Annotated in this window: 12 protein-coding genes; 5 read left to right on the forward strand and 7 right to left on the reverse strand. The window is 70.9% G+C overall.

The window, feature by feature from the left end; all coding sequences use genetic code 11:
• Positions 1-211: 211 nt before the first annotated feature.
• Entirely contained in the window at positions 212-1,768 is a 1,557-nt protein-coding gene (locus ACEZDG_RS21955) for a CehA/McbA family metallohydrolase (RefSeq protein ID WP_380512365.1), read from the forward strand.
• Positions 1,769-1,797: 29 nt separating this feature from the next.
• On the opposite strand, the gene ACEZDG_RS21960 is transcribed toward ACEZDG_RS21955, so the two are convergent.
• Together ACEZDG_RS21960 and ACEZDG_RS21965 are read right to left on the reverse strand one after the other, a co-directional pair.
• A complete protein-coding gene (locus tag ACEZDG_RS21960; protein WP_380512204.1) occupies positions 1,798-2,142 on the reverse strand; it encodes a hypothetical protein in 345 nt (114 codons plus the stop codon).
• 140 nt (positions 2,143-2,282) lie between these two features.
• Complete coding sequence (locus tag ACEZDG_RS21965; RefSeq protein ID WP_380512206.1) at positions 2,283-2,894, reverse strand: TetR/AcrR family transcriptional regulator; 612 nt, start codon at positions 2,892-2,894, stop codon at positions 2,283-2,285.
• Between the two features lie 114 nt (positions 2,895-3,008).
• Between ACEZDG_RS21965 and ACEZDG_RS21970 the strand changes: the two genes are divergently transcribed.
• The 3 genes from ACEZDG_RS21970 (at position 3,009) to ACEZDG_RS21980 (ending at position 8,078) form a co-directional block, all read left to right on the forward strand.
• Positions 3,009-3,743 carry an SDR family NAD(P)-dependent oxidoreductase gene (locus ACEZDG_RS21970; protein WP_380512208.1) on the forward strand — a complete coding sequence of 245 codons (735 nt, stop codon included), beginning with the start codon at positions 3,009-3,011 and terminating at the stop codon, positions 3,741-3,743.
• 199 nt (positions 3,744-3,942) lie between these two features.
• The gene (locus ACEZDG_RS21975; protein WP_380512210.1) at positions 3,943-6,123 is read left to right on the forward strand and encodes an MMPL family transporter; all 2,181 of its coding nucleotides are present in this window, start codon (positions 3,943-3,945) and stop codon (positions 6,121-6,123) included.
• Between the two features lie 83 nt (positions 6,124-6,206).
• Complete coding sequence (locus ACEZDG_RS21980; protein ID WP_380512212.1) at positions 6,207-8,078, forward strand: glycoside hydrolase family 76 protein; 1,872 nt, start codon at positions 6,207-6,209, stop codon at positions 8,076-8,078.
• 45 nt (positions 8,079-8,123) lie between these two features.
• On the opposite strand, the gene ACEZDG_RS21985 is transcribed toward ACEZDG_RS21980, so the two are convergent.
• The gene (locus tag ACEZDG_RS21985) at positions 8,124-9,563 is read right to left on the reverse strand and encodes a glycoside hydrolase family 16 protein (RefSeq protein ID WP_380512214.1); all 1,440 of its coding nucleotides are present in this window, start codon (positions 9,561-9,563) and stop codon (positions 8,124-8,126) included.
• A 217-nt stretch (positions 9,564-9,780) separates the two neighbouring features.
• Entirely contained in the window at positions 9,781-11,400 is a 1,620-nt protein-coding gene (locus ACEZDG_RS21990) for a hypothetical protein (protein ID WP_380512216.1), read from the reverse strand.
• A gap of 272 nt (positions 11,401-11,672) precedes the next feature.
• Between ACEZDG_RS21990 and ACEZDG_RS21995 the strand changes: the two genes are divergently transcribed.
• On the forward strand, positions 11,673-12,641 hold the full coding sequence (locus ACEZDG_RS21995; protein ID WP_380512218.1) for a hypothetical protein: 969 nt from the start codon (positions 11,673-11,675) through the stop codon (positions 12,639-12,641).
• Between the two features lie 40 nt (positions 12,642-12,681).
• Here ACEZDG_RS21995 and ACEZDG_RS22000 read toward each other — a convergent pair whose 3' ends face one another.
• The 3 genes from ACEZDG_RS22000 to ACEZDG_RS22010 form a co-directional block, all read right to left on the reverse strand.
• Positions 12,682-14,436, reverse strand: a complete 1,755-nt coding sequence (locus tag ACEZDG_RS22000; RefSeq protein WP_380512219.1) for an MOSC domain-containing protein — start codon at positions 14,434-14,436, stop codon at positions 12,682-12,684.
• A gap of 172 nt (positions 14,437-14,608) precedes the next feature.
• Positions 14,609-17,398, reverse strand: a complete 2,790-nt coding sequence (locus ACEZDG_RS22005; RefSeq protein WP_380512221.1) for a discoidin domain-containing protein — start codon at positions 17,396-17,398, stop codon at positions 14,609-14,611.
• Between the two features lie 152 nt (positions 17,399-17,550).
• Entirely contained in the window at positions 17,551-18,321 is a 771-nt protein-coding gene (locus tag ACEZDG_RS22010; RefSeq protein ID WP_380512222.1) for a FadR/GntR family transcriptional regulator, read from the reverse strand.
• Positions 18,322-18,373: the final 52 nt, after the last annotated feature.

Below are 18,373 nucleotides of genomic sequence, written 5' to 3' on the forward strand. Positions count from 1 at the left end.
GGTCGTCGACGCCGGGTCGGTTTGTGGACGGCGTACCGATGTCCGGTGTTCACGCGGGCGGACGAGAGTGTCAAGGGTCCGGTGCACCGATCGTGCACATCCGGTCGACTCTGTGGAGGACACTGTGAGCTCCGAGGACAGCAGCCCCAACGTCCACGCCCCCGCCCCGGCGGAAGAACCCTGTGAGCAGCACGCCCTGGACCGGCGCCGGATGCTGCTCGGTGTCACGGCCGGAGCGGCGGCGATCACGCTCGCGCCGATCGTCTTCGCTCCGGTCTCCTCCGCGCGGGCGGCCGACGGTGCGTCAGCAGTGCCGCCGGCCCGGCCCCCGGCCCCCGGGTCGACGGTCACCCGCACGGTGAGCGGCCATCTGGACACCGGCGCCGCCGACTTCGTCCACCTCCCGGTCGAGGTCCCGAAGGGGGTGCGGCAGATCGCCGTCCAGTACTCCTACGACAAGCCCGCCGTTCCGGCCGGGACCCCGGCGAACTCCTGTGACATCGGGGTCTTCGACCAGCACGGGACCGCCCTCGGCGGGAAGGGCTTCCGCGGCTGGTCCGGCGGCTTCCGCACGTCCTTCGAGATCAGCAACAGCGAGGCCACCCCGGGCTACCTGCCGGGCCCGGTCGGCGCGGGGACCTGGCACATCGTCCTCGGCCCGTACCAGGTCGCGCCCCAGGGCCTGGACTACCAGGTCCAGGTGACGCTGACGTTCGGGGCGCCGGGCCCCGCCTTCGTGCCGAACTACCCGCCGCAGCGGGCCAAGGGCCGGGGCCGGGCCTGGTACCGGGGCGACGGCCATCTGCACACCGTCCACTCCGACGGCCGTCGGCTCCCCGCCGAGGTCGCGGCCGGGGCCAGGGCCGCGGGGCTGGACTTCATGGTCTCCACCGACCACAACACCACGTCCTCGCACGCGGTCTGGGGCGAGTACGCGGGGCCCGACCTGCTGATCGTCACCGGCGAGGAGGTCACCACCCGCAACGGCCACTGGCTGGCGCTCGGCCTGCCCGCGGGGGAGTGGATCGACTGGCGCTACCGCTCCCGCGACAACGCCTTCCCCAGGTTCGCCGGGCAGGTGCGCCGCTCCGGCGGCCTGGTCGTGCCGGCGCACCCGTACTGCCCCTACATCGCCTGCCAGTGGAAGTCCGGCTATGACGACGCCGACGCCATGGAGGTCTGGAACGGGCCCTGGACCTACGACGACGAGTCGGCGGTCGACACCTGGGACGCCCGGCTCGGCGAGGCCGTCCGCACCGGTCGGCGCTGGACCCCCGCCATGGGCAACAGCGACGCCCACAGCGTGCCGCAGGTCATCGGGCTGCCCCACAACGTGGTCCTCGCCGACGACCTCACCACCCCCGACGTGCTGGCGGGCATCAAGGCCGGCCGCAGCTGGATCGCCGAGTCCTCGGCGGTCGGGCTCGACTTCACCGTCACCGGGGGCGGCCGGCAGGCCGGGATCGGCGGCACGCTCACGGCGGCGGTCGACGCCCCGGTGGACGTCAGGCTCGACGTTTCCGGCGTCCCCAGGGGCACGGTCCGCTTCATCACCGACGAGGGCCAGCTGCACCAGGAGTCGCTGCCCGACTCCGGCACCGGCACGGTGGTCTGGCGGACCACCGCCTCACTGGCGGCCTACGTCCGCGCCGAGGTCCGGCACCCGATGGTCGACGGCACGCCGGGACAGGGCAACACCATGGGCCCGGCCCTGGTCTGGGGCCCGATGGCGGCGCTCACCAACCCGGTGTTCCTGCGCATCGCCTGACGGCGGCAGGAGACCCCGGTGGCGGAACGTCACACGTAGGTGCGGAAGCTGCGCCACGCTCCGACCTTGAGCACGGCCTGCGCCGCGGTCTCGGTGGGCACGTAGATGCCGGGGGAGCCGTCGGGGTTGGCGCAGTCGGGCCCTTGGAACATCAGCAGGTCGGCCAGGGTTCCGTTGTCCACCGAGGCGACCTCCGCGGGGCCGAAGCTGTGGCACGTCCCCCCTTCGGGGTTGGTGACCGCCCCAGCGGCGCCCCGCACGGTCGTGAACGCAAGGGTCCCGTTGACGGGCCCCTTGCCGCTGCACGCTGTCAGGGCCACGGCGGACAGCAGGGCAGCCCCGACACACAGGGCACGGGTTCGCTTCGTACGCACAGAGGCTCCTGCTGGGGCTCGGGGGGCTGGACTGTCAGCAGCCTCACCCGAATCCCCCGCCCCGGCGACACAGCCTGCGCCGACCGGGTGAACCCCACCGCACCTGGGATCCGTCCGTACGGGGGCCTGCTGACCGCCCGTCAGGGGGTCGTGGTGTGGGTCTGGATCAGGTCGAGCATGGCGTCGAGGGCGACTTCCAGGGGTTTGACCCGGCGTTGCAGCTGGGTGAGCAGGAGGCCGCCCTGGAGTGCGGCCAGGGTGGCCAGCGCGAGGTCCTCGGGGTCGGTGTCGAGTTCGCCGCGGGCGTGCATGGTCTGCAGGCCGCCGCGGATGGCCGACTCCCAGCGCAGAAAGCCGGAGGCGACGGCGAGCCGGGCCTCCGGGTTGTTCTCGGCGACCTCGCTGCCCAGGGAGCCGATCGGGCAGCCGCCGCGGCACTGCAGCCGCAGCTGGTACTCGACCATGGCGTCCCGCCACTGCCGCAGCCCGGCCATGGTGTCCAGCGCGGCGAAGTGCGGCTGCTGCATCTCCAGGACCGCCTGGGTCTGGTGCTCGATCACCGCGAGCAGCAGGGCCTGCTTGTCGGCGAAGTAGTGGTAGACCTGCGAGCCGCTGACCCCGGCGGCGGCGCGGACGTCCTCGAGGGTCGCCTCGGTGAGGCCGCGTTCGTACATCAGCTGGGCGGCTGCGGCAACGATGCGGGCCCGGGTCTCCTGGCCCTTGCGGGTGAGTCGTCGTGTCTGGGTTTCCACCCTTCCTACGTTACCAGATTCTGGAATGGACAACCCATTTTTTGCCGAGCATTCTGAGTCAGGTAACCCAGTTTTGGGCCGGATCACGGCCCGACCTATGGAAGGACTCCCCTCATGGAGCTCACCGGCAAGATCGCTCTGGTGACCGGATCAACCGCTGGAATCGCTGCCGAGACCGCCCGGTTGCTGGCCGCGGCCGGCGCCGAGGTCGTGGTCTCGGGTCGCAGCGCCGAGCGCGGCGCGGCGACCGTCCGGACCATCACGGACCAGGGCGGGCTGGCCCGCTTCGTGGCCGCCGACCTCAGCGACCTGGACTCGCTGCACCACCTGGCGGCCGAGGCCGGCGCCGTCGACATCCTGGTCAACAACGCGGCCATCTTCCCCGGCGCACCGACTGTGGCCCAGGACGTCGCGTCCTTCGATGCGTCCTTGGCGACCAACATCCGGGCCCCGTACTTCCTCACGGCGGCCCTGGCGCCGGCGATGGTCGCCAAGGGCTCCGGCAGCATCGTCAATGTGAGCACGATGGCGGCGAAGGTCGGCATGCCCGGACTGTCCGTCTACAGCGCCACCAAGGCCGCGCTGGAGTCGCTGACCCGTACCTGGGCGGCCGAGTTCAGCCCGGCCGGGGTACGGGTGAACACCGTGGCTCCCGGTCCGACCCGGACCGAGATGGTGCTCGCCGCCATGGGCGAGGAGGGCGCGCAGCAGGTCGCCAAGACCACCCTGCTGGGGCGGCTCGCCACACCGCGTGAGATCGCCGAGGTGATCTTCTTCCTGGCCACGGACCGGGCCGGCTACCTCACCGGGGCGACCATCGCCGCCGACGCCGGCCGAACCGCCGCCTAGGGTCCCACCCGTCGGAGCGTCAGGTCCGGGCCCTCGCCGCGGTTTCGGTGTGGGCCCGGACCGGGTCGGTGCAGGGCCCGGACCGAGTCGGTGCGGGAACCGCTCGCGCCGCCCCGGCCACCGCCCGGGCGGGCGACGGCCGCGCCCGGATGGCTGCGTCCGTGAGGCGCGGCGGAGTGGGGCATGTGAGGTTGAGCGCATGTCGATCTACTTGTTCCGCCTCGCCCAGTGGGCCTATCGGCGGCGTCGTCTGGTGCTGAGCCTGTGGCTCGTCGTCGCGGTCGCCACCATCGCCATCTCGGTGGCGAGCGGCGGCAAGACCAACGACAACTTCACCATCCCCGGCACCGAGTCGCAGCGGACCGCGGACCTGCTCAAGGCGAAGCTCCCGGCCCTGGCCGGAGGCCAGACCCAGGTGGTCTTCGCCACCCACGGCACGGTGAAGGTCACCAACCCCGAGCAGCGGGCCGGGATCGAGGCCGCGGTCGCGAACCTGGCCAAGGTCTCCCAGGTCGCCTCGGCCGCGAGCCCGTTCCAGACCAATGCCGTCTCGGCCAACGGCCAGGTCGCCCTCGGCCAGGTGATGTACACCGCCCAGCCCGCCGACGTCACCGACGCCACCCTGGACGCGATCCAGGACGCGACCGCCCCGGCCCGCGACTCCGGCGTGCAGGTCGAGTACTCCGGCAGCGTCTACCCCGGCTGGCGGCTCGCGCCCTCGGAACTGCCCGAGCTGGTCGGCATCGTCATCGCGTTCATCATCCTGCTGGTCACCTTCGGCGCGTTCGTCGCGGCCGGACTGCCGATCCTGACCGCCGTCATCGGTGTGGCGATCACCATCACCGGCGTCACCGCCCTCGCCTCCGTGGTGACCATCGCCTCGGCCTCCACGACCGTGGCCCTGATGCTCGGCCTGTCCTGCGGCATCGACTACGGCCTGTTCATCCTGTCCAGGCACCGCAACAACCTGCTCCAGGACCACGGGCTCGAGGAGTCGATCGGCCTGGCCGCCGGCACCGCCGGGAGCTCGGTCGTCTTCGCCGCCCTGACCGTGATCATCGCCCTGTGCGGGCTGTCGGTCGTCGGCATCCCGTTCCTGACCGTCATGGGCCTGGCCGCGGCTGCCGCCGTGGCCATCGCGCTGCTGATCTCGTTGACGCTGCTGCCCGCCATGCTCGGCTTCGCCGGCGACAAGGTCACGAACTTCATCAATACGCCGCTGCGCCCCGGCCACCACGGCGAGGTGGCGATGACGGCGGCCACCGAGCCCCACAAGACCTTCGGCGCGGCCTGGGCCCGGTTCGTGGTCCGCTACCGGGTCCCGGTGCTCATCGGCGGCGTCGGCCTGCTGGTGCTGCTGGCCGTCCCGGCCCTGTCCGTTGAGCTCGGCCTGCCGAGCGGTTCCTCCAAGCCGACCTCCGACACCTCGCGCCGGGCCTACGACCTGACGACCGCGGCCTTCGGGCCGGGGTTCAACGGCCCGCTCCAGGTGGTGGCGGACGGGGTCACTTCGCAGCAGACGGTGCAGAACATGGCGCAGGAGCTCGGCAAGCTGCCCGGGGTCGCGGCGGCGACGCCCGCCACCGCCACCGTGTCCCACGGCATCGGGGTGATCCGCGTCGTCCCGAAGACCGGGCCGAGCGACCCGGCCACCGCCGACCTGGTCACCAGCCTGCGCGACAACCGGGCGGCGATCGAGGGTTCCAGCGGCGCGAAGATCCTGATCGGCGGTGTGACCGCCTCGAACATCGACGTGTCCTCGAAGCTGTCCTCGGCGCTGCCGGTGTTCCTGGTGGTGGTGATCGGCCTGGCGTTCATCCTGCTGACGTTCGCGTTCCGGACGATCCTGGTGCCGATCAAGTCGATCATCGGCTTCCTGCTGTCAGTGGCCGCCGCGTTCGGCGCGCAGGTGGCGGTGTTCCAGTGGGGCTGGGGCGAGAAGATCTTCGGCATCACCAAGGCGGAGACGATCAGCTTCCTCCCGATCATCATGCTGGCCATCATCTTCGGCCTCTCCAGCGACTACGAGGTCTTTGTCGTCTCCCGGATCAAGGAGGACTTCACCAAGACCGACGACGCCCGCGGCGCGGTCGAACGCGGCACCGGGCAGTCGGCGCGCGTGGTCACCGCCGCCGCGCTGATCATGTTCTCGATCTTCGTGGCCTTCATGTTCAGCAAGGACGCGACCATCAAGGCCATCGGCTTCAGCTTCGCCGCCGGGGTGTTCCTGGACGCCTTCGTGGTGCGGCTCACCTTGGTGCCGGCGGTCATGGCCATGGTCCGCGGGAAGCTCTGGTACCACCCGCAGTGGTTCTCCAAGTACGTGCCGGACCCCGACATCGAGGGCGAGAAGCTCCAACACCGCCTCAGCGGCGGCTGATTCCGGGCCGGCGACGGGCCTTGACGTCTGCGTGGACATGACACTACGGTGACCGGTTCCGGGTGTGAATCGAGGCGAGTGCCATGTCCTTGCGCGGCGCCGACATCGTTGTCGGCCTTTCCCGACTGCTGAAGCTCCTGTTGGCCGCCGCGCTGGTGGCCGTCGCCCTGGTCCCCGCGGCGACCCCCGCCGCCGCTGCCACCACCGTGTGCGTCCTGGCGTGCGACACCCTGGACCCCTCGCTGGCCAAGCAGGAGACCTTCCCGGTGCCGAACCTGAACCTGAACCTGAACGGCCGTCGCGTCGAACTCCATGTGTCCGACGCCGACGACATGGCGTGGGCCAGCATCGACGGCGGGGTGACCGGCGACTCGGTGTGGCTGGACCGCTCCTGGGACGGCGGGGCCAGCTGGGACGGGCTGCTGGGCAAGGCGAGCATCCCGGGCACCTGGACCGGCACCCGGACGCTGATGTACAACATCACCGACCCCCGGGACCACAAGCGCGGCCTGGTCCGGGCCTGCGGCGACGCCGCCGGCGTCAGCTGCACCAGCTGGGTCTACGCCACCGTCTGCGACGTGCTCTGCGACGGCACGGACCTCGCCCGGGCGGCCGGCGACACCCAGCCGGTGGCGTCGACCACCCTGTACGGCCGCACCATCCGGCTGCATGTGGACCAGAAGAACTCCATGGCCTGGGCGAGCATCGACACCGGCGGCGCCGGGGACGAGATCTGGCTCGACCGCTCCTGGGACGGCGGCGCGACCTGGCCCGACGGCTCCTCACTGGGCCGCACCAGCACCCCGTCGGGAGCCACCGGCACCCGGACCGCGATGTTCGCCACCCGTGACCCGCGCGGCCTGCTCTACGGTGGCGCGGTACGCGCCTGCGGCCGGGAGGCCAGTCACCAGGAGGGCAGCTGCACCGCCTGGGTCCGCCCGGCGCCGACTCCGGCGCGCGGGGCGGCGGACGCCCTGATGTCCTCCTACGACCCCTACAACGGCTGGTGGCCCAGCAGTTGGTGGAACTCCGCCGCCACCCTCACCGCCCTCGTCGACTTCGCCAAGGCCACCGGGACGCACGACTACGACTGGGTCATCGGGCGCACCTTCGACCAGAACAAGGGCGTCTTCGCCGCCGGTGCGCGCAGTTCGGACCCGGTCGAGGGCGACTTCATCAGCCGCGCCAACGACGACGCGGGCTGGTGGGCCATCGCCTGGCTGGACGCGTACGACTACACCGGCGACTCCCGCTATCTGGGCGAGGCCGTCACCATCACCAGCTACCTCCAGCAGTACTGGGACACCGGCACCTGCGGCGGCGGCATCTGGTGGGACCGCGAGCGGACCTACAAGAACGCGGTGACGAACGGTCAGTATCTGTGGCTGACCACGGCATTGCACCAGCGCATCCCCGGCGACACGGTCTGGCTCCAGCGGGCGACCACGGCTGCGGCCTGGTACCGGTCCAGCGGGTTGATCGACTCCTCGGGCCTGGTGAACGACGGGCTGACCTCCGGTTGCGCCAACAACGGCAGCACCGTGTGGAGTTACAACCAGGGCCTGGCCATCGGCGGGTTCACCGAGCTGTGGCGGACCACCGGGGACAGCTCGCTGCTGGCCACCGCGCGCACCCTGGCCGACGCCGCCGTCAGCAACCCGGCGCTGACCAGCGGGGGAGTGCTCACCGAGTCCTGCGACACCGGCGCGGCGTCCTGCGACGACAACCAGAAGCAGTTCAAGGGCATCTTCATGCGGAACTTCGCCGATCTGGCGAAGGCCACCGGCTCCAGCAGCTATCTGAACTACATCCAGCATCAGTCGGCCACGCTGTGGGCGCGGGACCGCAGCTCCCTCAATGTGCTCGGCGAGCGCTGGGCCGGCACCAGCCCGAACCCGGCCGACTGGCGCACCCAGGCCAGCGCCCTCGGCGCGCTCACCGCCTCAGCCGGCTGAGGCGGTGAGCGCTGCCCTCACGTCGGAGTCAGCGAGCGGTGGGGGCTATTGGACGTAGCAGAGCTTTGCCGTGCCGGGGACGGGGTCGCCGAACACGGTGTTGCCGCAGGCCGTTCCGCCGCTGAAACTGCCGTAGTAGTACTGGCCGTTGGCGCCGTAGGCGACTTCGTGCGTGCCGCTGAAGGAGCAGGTGCTGTTCTCGGTGGCGCAGGAGGTCCAGCTCGTGAAGGACGGTGGCGGCCCAGTCACATAGCAGGACTTGACGCTGCCGGACGCCGGGTCTCCGAAGGTGGCGTTGTTGCAGGAGGCGCCGTTCGGCAGGGTGGCGTAGTTGTACGCGCCGTTGGCTCCGTAGGCGACGGTCATCACTCCGGCGAAGGAGCAGGTGGTGTTCTCGGTGGCGCAGGGGGTCCAGGTGTTGGCCGCCGGTGGTGGGGTCTCGGTGTAGCAGGCCTTGACGGTGCCGGGGATGGGGTCGCCGAACACCCCGGTGGTGCAGGCGGTGGAGTTGCCCAGGGTGCTGTAGTTGAAGCGGCCGTTGGCGCCGAAGGCCACGGTCTTGTGTCCGTCGACCGCGCAGCTGCCGTTCTCGGAGGCGCACTGGGGCCAGGTACCCGGCAGCGACTGATAGCTGGTTCCGGTGCCGCCGCCGGTCGTTGTATAGGCCGCGACATAGTCCACGTTCATACTCGCGCCCGACGATGTCGAGCCGTTCGGACTGGTGCAGCCGCAGACGCCGTTGGGGAAGCCGCCGCCCATCGCCAGGTCGAGGATGATCGACAGGTTGTGGTCGAAGGCGGCCTGCCAGGTGCTGGTGCCGACCTGACTCTCACTCACGCTGAAGTACTGGCTGCCGTCCAGGTACCAGGTGATGGTCTCGGCCGAGGTGTTGGTGCGGTCCAGGATCATCGAGTAGGTGTGGTAGCCGGTCTGGCAGCCGCTGCAGGCGCGGAGCCCGCTGCCGACCCCGGTCCCCTCGTTGCAGACGCCGCCCGGGTAGGTGCCGCAGTGGATGGTTCCGGCGACCTGGGAGAGGGCGTTGACGTCTTCCATGATGTCGATCTCGCCGTTCTCGGGCCACTGGCCCGGGCCCAGCATCCAGAAGGCGGGCCAGTAGCCGAGGCCGCTGCCCGGGTCGGGCTGCTGGATCGACGCGGTGACCTGCAGCTTGCCGCCGGCCGGGGCGCCCACGTTGGCGGTGGGCGTCTGGATCCGCCCCGAGGTCCAATTGCCGCCGTTGTTCAGCGCGGTGATGTCGAGATTTCCGCCACCGTCCAGATGGGTGTTGGCGGTCGAGTTGGTCATCGTCTCGATCTCACCGGTACCGAAGCTGGAACCGGCGCCGGTGTCGAACATCCAGTTGGCCGACGAGGGGGCCGAGCCGGCCGGCCCGTTGAAGTCGTCGCTGAAGACGGTCGTCCAGCCGGAGGGGGGTCCGGGCGCGGCGGCCTGGGCGGCGGTCGCGGTGAACGTGACGGCGTACACCAGGGCCGCGATGGTGGCCAGGATCGTGAGCCAGAGCTGCGCTCGCGACCTCGGCCCGGGACGGGAGCGGCGGAACCGGCCTCTGGGAACTTCGGCGTGATGGGATCGGAACATCGTCCGGCCTTTCTCGTGGGGGTGGTGGACGAAGGCGGGTTGCAACGATTCAAAGTAGGGGTATTGCACACCGCCGTCGGGATTGTGCGTGGCCTTATGCCCGCTACTGCACGTAGCAGCTCTTCGCGGTCCCCGGAATGGGATCGCCGAATACCGAATTGCTGCACCCGGTCGCATTGGTGACGGTCCGGTAGATGTACTGGCCGTTGGCGCCGTAGGCGACTTCGTGCGTGCCGCTGAAGGAGCAGGTGCTGTTCTCGGCGGCGCAGGAGCTCCAGTTGGTGAACGAGGGCGGGGGCGCGATCACATAGCAGGACTTGACGCTGCCGGACGCCGGGTCTCCGAAGGTGGTGTTGTTGCAGGAGGCGCCGTTCGGCAGGGTGGCGTAGTTGTACGCGCCGTTGGCTCCGTAGGCGACGGTCATCACTCCGGCGAAGGAGCAGGTGGTGTTCTCGGTGGCGCAGGGGGTCCAGGTGTTGGCCGCCGGTGGTGGGGTCTCGGTGTAGCAGGCCTTGACGGTGCCGGGGATGGGGTCGCCGAACACCCCGGTGGTGCAGGCGGTGGAGTTGCCCAGGGTGCTGTAGTTGAAGCGGCCGTTGGCGCCGAAGGCCACCGTCTTGTGTCCGTCGACCGCGCAGCTGCCGTTCTCGGAGGCGCACTGCGTCCAGGTGCCGGCGAGTGCGCCCCCGGAGCCTCCGCCCGTACTGCTTCCCGAGGTGAACGGCTGGAAGGCCCGGGTGAAGTCGCCGGTGTTCTGGCTGATCCCGCTGCAGGTGCCCTGGGCCGTGGTCGTCCCGGCGCAGTTGCCGTTGTCGCGGTTCTCGTCCCAGTACGACAGCAGGGCGATGCCCCTGGACGCGTCGTAGCTCTCCACGCTGGCCGCGTCGGCGAGGGTGAAGATCTCGCCCGCGCTGTCGTTCTGGCCGATCATCGGCGTATTGCCGAGCCTCGCGTACGCCGCCGCCGTGGAGATGCCGAAGGCGGAGGCGACCTGGCCCGCCGCGGCGTCAACGGCCGAGTTGGCCGCGTTGCCCATCTCGACGCCGGAGGCTCCGTAGTCCATCGTCATCAGGTTGACGACGTCGGGGGTGAAGCCGTCGGCGCGGGCGTTGTTCAGCACGTTGACCCCGTCACCGCTGAGGCCGCCTGCGGTGGCCGGCACGGTGAAGGAGATCGACAGCGCACGGCCGTTGGAGCCGGCCCAGGAGCGCACCTCGGCCAGCGCCCGGTCCCGGCGGTCGATGCCGGCCGCGTTGGTCAGCGAGTTCGCCTCGATGTCGAAGTCGAGGTGGGACAGGTTGAAGGTGGTGACCACCGACTCGATCTGGGCCGCCGCCGCCTCGGGGGAGGAGCAGGAGTCGCCGAGCTCGGTGAGGTTGTTGTCGGTGGTGTAGCCGCCGAAGGACACCGAGGCGTCGCCGCCGATGTCGCGCAGGCTGTCGATCTCCGACTGCACGGTGCTCTGCTCGCCGATCGACCAGTGACAGCCGGTGCCGTCGACGAAGGCGATGGTGAAGAACTTGGTTCCATAGGAATTCGCCGCGTCGGTGAGGGTCACATTGTTGGACCAGGTGTCGACGAACGGCGCGAACACATGGGCCGGCCAGGGGTTGGGGGACGAGGCGGCGAGTGCCGGTGTGGCGGCGGTGAATCCGGAGACCGCGACGGCTCCGATCACCCCCAGGGCTGACAGCGCGGAGATGACTCTTCTGCGTGCGGACATCTTTCCCCTTCTCTGTGAATCGATTCAGCGAATGGTCGTCATTGGTTTAGACCATGTGGGGTGTGAGGTCTTAGGGAAGCAGCCTGGACGAGTACAGTCAAGATGTCTGGAATGGCGGAAAGCGCCAGAGCTGACCCACGTACTCATCCATGCAGGTGGGGTGATGCACCCTCAGATCACGGGGGAGATACCGGATTCTGGCCCGGCCTCGCGGGTGGCGGGGTCAGACTCGGGTGTGTGGCGATGGGTGAGTTCCGGGTGGGGGGCCGTCGGTGAGCTATCTGCTGGCGTTCCTGGGCGTGATGGTCCCGGTCGGCGCGTGCCTCGGGTACGCGGCCCTGCGCGATCCCGATCGGCGCAGGACCCTCAGGGCCTCCAAGGCTCCCAGCGCCCCCGTGCCGACCCCGCGGCGCGTGGTCGCTCCCGCTCCGCCGACCTGCCCGGTGCCCCGCGAGCGCCAGGTCTGGATCGAGTCGTCGATGCTGTGGCTGGTCGCGGAGTTCGGCCTGGCCACGGTACGGCGCCCGGTGGCGCTGCCGACCCCGGAATTCTTCCCGGTCCCGTTCACCGGTGAGCGCCGCGAGATCAGGGCCCTGCTCGCGCGGGTCTGCTCGGTGATGCAGGTGGACCCGCTGTTCATCTGGTTGAACCTCTTCGACGGCCCCAGCAGCGAGGAGTTGAGCAGGCGTCAGGACCGGCGGATCACGCTCGGCCGGTACCGGAAGATCTGGGAGTTCTCGATCGTCTCCCTGGACCGCTTGGACGCTGCCGCACCCGCCGTGCTCGCGGCGACCATCGCCCATGAGCTCGGCCACGTCCGGCTGATCGGCGAAGCGCGGCTCGATCCCGGGCGCGAGGACCACGAGCAGCTGACCGACCTGGCCACGGTCTATCTGGGGATGGGCGTCTTCAGCGCCAACGCCGCCGTGACCTCGCACCACCGCGGTCCCGTGCCCGACCGTCCGGCATCGCCCCGGTACATGCGGCACGGCTACCTCTCCCAGCCCGACCTCGGCTACGCGCTGGCCTGCTACTGCCGTCTGCGCGGCGAGACCGAGGAACCGGCCTGGGCCGACCGGGTGCACCCGGGGCCGCGCCGGACGCTGCTGCGGGGGCTGGCCTACCTCGCCCACGCCGCCGAGGCCGACGGCACCGGAAGGGTGTTCCCGACCGCGGCCGACCCCGCGGCGGCGGGCAAGGGCGGCGAACGGCCCGGCCGGCATCCGGACGGCGCGGCCTAGGGTCCGTCAGCCATGCCGGGCGATCCGCGCGGTGCGGGGTTCACAGGTCGAGGAGGAGGTCCGTGGTGGGGGTGGCGCAGCAGATCAGGATCTCGCCGGCGGCCGGGGCTTCGAGCGGTGGCGGGGTGTGGTCCGCCAGTCCGGAGATGACGGGGGTGGTGCAGGTGTGGCAGACCCCGGTGCGGCAGGACCAGCGGGTGGGCACGTCGCAGGCTTCGGCGAGGTCGAGCAGGGAGGGGTAGGACGGTGCCCAGCGGGTGGACAGACCGCTGCGGGTGAAGGTCACCAGTGGGCCGGTGGCGGGGGCTCCCGGCGGCTGGTGCGGCGGGGTGGTCGAGACGGTGGCGATGCCGGGATTGATGGCGCCCAGGGCGCCGAAGCGTTCGCTGTGGATGCGGTCGGTGCTCAGGCCGAGTTCGCCCAGGGCGGTGCGGAGATCCGCCATGAAGGCTTCCGGCCCGCACAGGTAGGCGTCCGCGGCGGCGGGGATGCCGAGGCCGGCGAGCGTCCCGGGAGTCAGCCGCCCGTGGACGGCTCCGGGCGGCAGGGGCAGATCCGACTCGGTGGGCGCGGTGTAGAAGACGTGCTCGTGCGCGTCGGGCAGGCGGGCCAGCAGCTGATGCGCCTCGTCGGCGAACGCGTGCTGGGCGCGGTCGCGGGTCGTGTGGATCCACCACACGGGCCCCGGGTCCGCCTCGGCGGCCAGCTGGTACAGCATGGCCAGCACCGGGGTCACGCCGATGCCGGCGGAGACCAGCACCGTCGGGCGGGTCCGGTCGTCGGCCAGGACGAAGTCACCCCGGGGTGAGGCCGCCTCCAGCACCGTCCCCGTCCGCAGCGAGGTGTGCAGATAGGTGCTCACCACGCCGTGGGGCTCGCGTTTGACGCTGATGCGGTACTGCGGGGCGCCCGGCGCGGAGGACAGCGAGTAGCTGCGTACCGGGGCCGGAGCGGGGGCCGGGTCGGTGGCACCGGTGATACGCAGGGTCAGGTACTGGCCGGGTTCGGCCGGTGGCAGGGCCTGCCGGTCGACCGGTTCGAGGTAGAGCGAGGAGACCGTGCTGCTCTCCGCGACGATCCGGGCCACGCGCAGCGGCCGGAACCCGTCCCATCCGGTGCGGGTGCTCGGCCCGGGCGCCGCGGCGGGCTGCCCGGCGGCGTCGGCCAGCTCCCGGAACGACTGCTGCCATCCGGGGCTGAGCGCCGGGATGGCCAGCGCGGCCTTGAGCCGGTCCGGATCCCGGTCGGGCAGGTAGAGCAGCCCGTCGACGTCGGCGACGCTGAGGGCCCCGGGGCCCACCCGGGTCCGGACGATGGCGTCACCCGCCCGGACCCGGCCCTCGGTGATGACCCGCAGATAGAAACCCGGGCGGTGGTGCGAGACCAGCAGGGACGGCATGGCCGGTTCGCCCAGCCGGAGGCCCACCCGGTAGCAGGTGACGCGCGGCTGGGTGACCTCGAACTCGGCCCCGCCGATCCGGTAGCGGTCACCGACGCAGACCTCGTCGTCCGGCAGGCCGTCGACGGTGAAGTTCTCGCCGAACCACCCGAACTCCAGGTCCTCGCGTCCCAGCTGCTTCCGCCAGTGGTCGTAGGACTCGCGCTGGTAGACCAGGACGGCGCGCTGTTCTCCGCCGTGCCCGCCGAGGTCTCCCTGGCCGTCCCCCTCGACGTTCAGTCGGCGCACCATCCGGGGGCCGTCGACGGGTGATTTCCAGGCACCCGTGTAGACGGTTCTTCCGCGCCAGTCGACGTTCCTGGGCAAGCCGACGTTCACGGACAGCAGGGTTGCCATGGGGGCCTCCTGGCTGGCGGCGGTGGAGCAGGAACACGTGCCGCGTCCTGCGGTGCCGTCCGGGTCCGACCGGTGCTGAGCCGGACCCGGGGAGATCGACTCTAGCCGTGCGGACCCGTGCGGACCCGTGCCGTCGCCGTCGGCGGTGGGCGCAGGCTGCCCCGCGCCGGGGTCAGCCGCGGTAGACGCCGATCTCGCTCACCGCCATCTGCCCGCCGGTCTGGCCGCCCTGGTTGGGCAGGTCGGCGACCACGCGGAGGTAGCGCGCCGTCACCGGGGCGGCCAGCTGGACGCCGGTGAGTCCTCCCGCCGTGTCGGCGTGGCGGGCGACGGTCCAGTAGGTGGAGCCGTCGAGGGAGACGTCGAGGTGCCAGTTGGTGGCGAACGCGGTGTCGGGCTGGAGCAGGGAGACGAGGTCGAAGGACTGCGGCTGGGTCAGGTCGATCTGCTGGATCCAGCGGTACTGCGCGGTCGCCTGCGCGGAGGTGGCGGTGTTCCCGTCGTCGGCCGCGGACGGGGTGGAGCCGGGCTGCATCCGCGCCTGGGTCCCGTCGATGTACAGGGCCTGGGCCGGCTGGTTGAGGGCCAGGTTCGGCTGGCCCGTGGTCGGGGCGTATGCGCCGACCTCGCTGATGGCCATCTGGTCCCCGCGCTGGTTCCAGTCGGTCGGCGCGTCGGCGACGATGCGGAGGTACCGCGCGCTGACCGTGCTCGGGAAGACGACGGGGATGGTTCCCCACCCGCTGTCGGTGACGGTGCCGACCGTGGTCCAGCTGCTGCCGTTGGTGGAGGCGTCGACGTGGAAGGCGGTGGCGAAGTGGGCCTGCGGCATGGTCACCGTGACGTGGCCGAGGCTCTGCTGCGCCTGCAGGTCGACCACGAGCTGCCAGCGGAACTGGCCGCTGGCCTGCACATAGGTGCCGGCAGCGCCGTCGGTCGCATAGGACAGCTGGGAGTAGGACTGCAGCGCGGCCGTGGAGCCGTTGAGGAACTGCGCCTGGACCGGCTTGCCGAGGGCGAGGTTGGTCAGCGCCTGCCCGGCGGGAGCCTGGGCGAGGGCCGCGTACTGCGGTTCGAGGCCGGCCGCGGCGATCAGTGACGCGGGCACGCCGGTGCCGTCGGCGGACACCTGGGTGTTGCTGACGGTGGCGTTGGCGGGCGCTCCGCACGGCCAGTCGGGGGTGGTGTTCTCGACGTAGTTGCCGGTGAACGAGAACCCGCCGTAGGGCGTGCCGCCCTGCTCGTTGCAACCGCCCATGGACGGCGTGTTGTTGGCGAACATGGCGTTGCCGGTCATGGTGATGTACTCGCTGCCGCCGTCGGTGTAGATGGCATGGCCGCCGTTCGCCGAGTCGGTGTTGCGGACCACGTTTCCGCTGATCAGCAGGCCGTCGGCGAGTGAGTCGCCCTCGATGCCCAGGACGTAGATGCCGCCGCCGTCCGAGCGCTGCTGCATCTGGTCGAAGACCAGGTTGTCCAGGATCCGGTTGCCCTGGGTCGCGGTGGGGTTGTGCCCCCAGCCCCAGTTGGAGCTGATCCCGCTGTAGGGGACGTCATTTATCTGGTTGTGCTCGATGGTGTCGTCGCGGGTGTAGCCCTGGAAGATGCCCACGCCCCCGGTGTACTCCACGGCTATGTGGTGCACCCAGTTGTCGGCGATCGTATTGTTCGCCGGCAGCAGCGAAAGGTCGCTCGGATCCGCGTCGGTGCCGTTGCCGATCTCCAGGCCGTTGCCGGAGATGTCGGTGAACACATTGCCCTGGACCGTGGATCCGGCGACGTCGCGGTCCAACTGCAGCCCCGCGGCGCCGAGGTGCTCGAAGGTGCTTCCGGTCACGCTCAGCCCGGTGGTGTGGTCGAAGACGACGTTGCCGGGGGTCATGGTCCAGGCGCCGTAGGGGCAAGTGCCGGGGCTGGTGGTGGAGTACCGGGTGCAGGTGCCCTGGTTCTGCCAGGCGTTCTGGCCGGTGAGGCGCATGTTCGCCTGGACCTCCGAGAAGCCGTCGCCGTTGTCGGGCGCCGTCCAGCCCGCGTACTCGAAGGAGATCCCGGAGAGGGCGAGGCCGTTGAGCGGCTGCTGTTCGGTGCCGGTCCCGGAGACGAGGGTCTGCAGGCGCGGGATCTCCACGTCCGCGGTGCTCAGGTTCTGTCCCGCGCGGGGGAGGTAGTAGACGGTGTTGCTGCTCCGGTCGAGGTACCACTGGCCGGGGTCGGTCAGCAGCGCCCTCGCGTTCTCCACGGAGCTGGGCAGGTCCGCGTTGACGCCGTACGGCTTCTTGGTGGAGTTGTCGAAGCAGGGCTGGTCCATGGTGATGCTGGTGCCGGAGACCGAGGCGATGTCGCAGCGGACCTGGGTCCAGGCGACGTCGTAGACGAACTCGACGTCCGAGATGTTCGGCCAGGAGGTGAAGACGGTACTGGCGGCGGTGTAGCCGGTGGCGGTGCGGGTCAGACCGGTGGGCACCGCGCCGGCGGCCCGGTCCGCGCGCACCCCGTTGACGTAGAGCTGCCGGGTGTCGGTTCCCGCGGGGACCGTGGCCTGCCAGACGCCGCCCGCGCCCTGGGTCCAGCCGGTGATCTGCTCGCCTCCGCTGAGCACGGGATCCGCGCCGGGGGCGGCCTGGTAGGTCACGGTGTGGCCGGAGGTGGCGCCGTCCCCGTCGGCCGCGTCGAAGGAGAGGGTGTTGGCGAGCCGGTAGGTGCCGTCGGCGAGGACGACGTCGATGTCGGTCTGGGCGGTCCCGGTGACGGACCGCACCAGCTGCTGCGCGGTGGTCAGGGCGCACGGGGCGGACGTCGTGCACGACTGTCCGCTCCCACTGGGAGACACGTAGTAGGAGAGGGGCGAGCCGGCTGCCGAGGCCGGTGCGGCCGTGATTCCGGTCAGGGCCCCGATGATCAGGCCGGCGGAGGCAGCCAGGGCGGCTGTCATCCTGCGGCGCCGAGGTGCGGTACTGCGCATGGTTGTTCACTCCCGAGAGGTGGGTGGGGGAGGGGAGGGAAGGCCGTTCGGGCCGCCGTCGTCGACGGGCGGACGGCCTGGAACGGGCATGGGGGTGCCGTGACGACCGCCCCGTACCGGCAGGGGTCGCCCAGGGGGTCGATCGGCGGGTGTCAGCCCTGTTCGGGCCGGGTGGACAGGCGGTCGCGGATGCGGCGTTGGAACTGCTGCCGGGTGGTGTCGATATGAGCCTCCATCAGCTCGGCGGCACGGTCGGCCTCACCGTCGGCGATCGCCTTGGCGATCTCCACGTGCTGCCGACCTGCTTCGCCGAACGAACCGGGAGCCGCGCCGTGGAAGAGCAGCACATCGCTCTGCGCGGCGAACCGTCGGGTGGAGGCGACGGCGGACTGCAGGAAGACGTTGGCCGCGGCGGCGGAGACCGCGCCGTGGAAGCGCCGGTCGGCGTCGGCGAACGCCTCGAGGTCGTCCCGCTCGCCGACCTGCGCCGACTCCTCGGCCGCTTCCCTGATGGCGCGTACTTCGATCGGGGTTGCGATCGACGCCGCCCGCCGCGCGGTCTCCGACTCCACGAGGCAGCGGTAGTCGAGCAACATGAGGACGTGCTGCATGTCGGTCGGTTGGAAGTGGGACAGCTCGTCGCTGTCGGGCTCGGCCCCGCCCGCCGCGACGAAGATGCCCGCGCCGCGGCGCACGCTCAGCCGGCCGATCGCGGCGAGTACCTTGACCGCCTCCCGGGTCACATTGCGGGTGGCGCCGAGGAGGTCGGCCAGCCCCTGCTCGGTGGGCAGGCGGCTGCCCGGCCGAAGCTTCTCCTCGGCGATGTACCGCAGGATCTGCTCGGCCACCAGCTCGTAGCCGGGCCGGTAGCGCTCGGTGCCGTCGGGTTCCCCCGGGCCGAGCGGCCCAGCCTTGGTCACCACAGTTGTCGTCCCTTCTGAGCATGAGCTGCACCGTGCGCAACATGAGTATGCT

Source organism: Streptacidiphilus alkalitolerans, from assembly GCF_042511045.1.
Taxonomy (GTDB): Bacteria; Actinomycetota; Actinomycetes; order Streptomycetales; family Streptomycetaceae; genus Streptacidiphilus; species Streptacidiphilus alkalitolerans.

Coding starts and splice junctions, on each gene's coding strand:
- ACEZDG_RS21990 (WP_380512216.1), bottom strand. CDS start 11,400: ATGTCCGCACGCAGAAGAGTCATCTCCGCGCTGTCAGCCCTGGGGGTG.
- ACEZDG_RS21970 (WP_380512208.1), top strand. CDS start 3,009: ATGGAGCTCACCGGCAAGATCGCTCTGGTGACCGGATCAACCGCTGGA.
- ACEZDG_RS21955 (WP_380512365.1), top strand. CDS start 212: ATGCTGCTCGGTGTCACGGCCGGAGCGGCGGCGATCACGCTCGCGCCG.
- ACEZDG_RS21975 (WP_380512210.1), top strand. CDS start 3,943: ATGTCGATCTACTTGTTCCGCCTCGCCCAGTGGGCCTATCGGCGGCGT.
- ACEZDG_RS22000 (WP_380512219.1), bottom strand. CDS start 14,436: ATGGCAACCCTGCTGTCCGTGAACGTCGGCTTGCCCAGGAACGTCGAC.
- ACEZDG_RS22005 (WP_380512221.1), bottom strand. CDS start 17,398: ATGCGCAGTACCGCACCTCGGCGCCGCAGGATGACAGCCGCCCTGGCT.
- ACEZDG_RS21980 (WP_380512212.1), top strand. CDS start 6,207: ATGTCCTTGCGCGGCGCCGACATCGTTGTCGGCCTTTCCCGACTGCTG.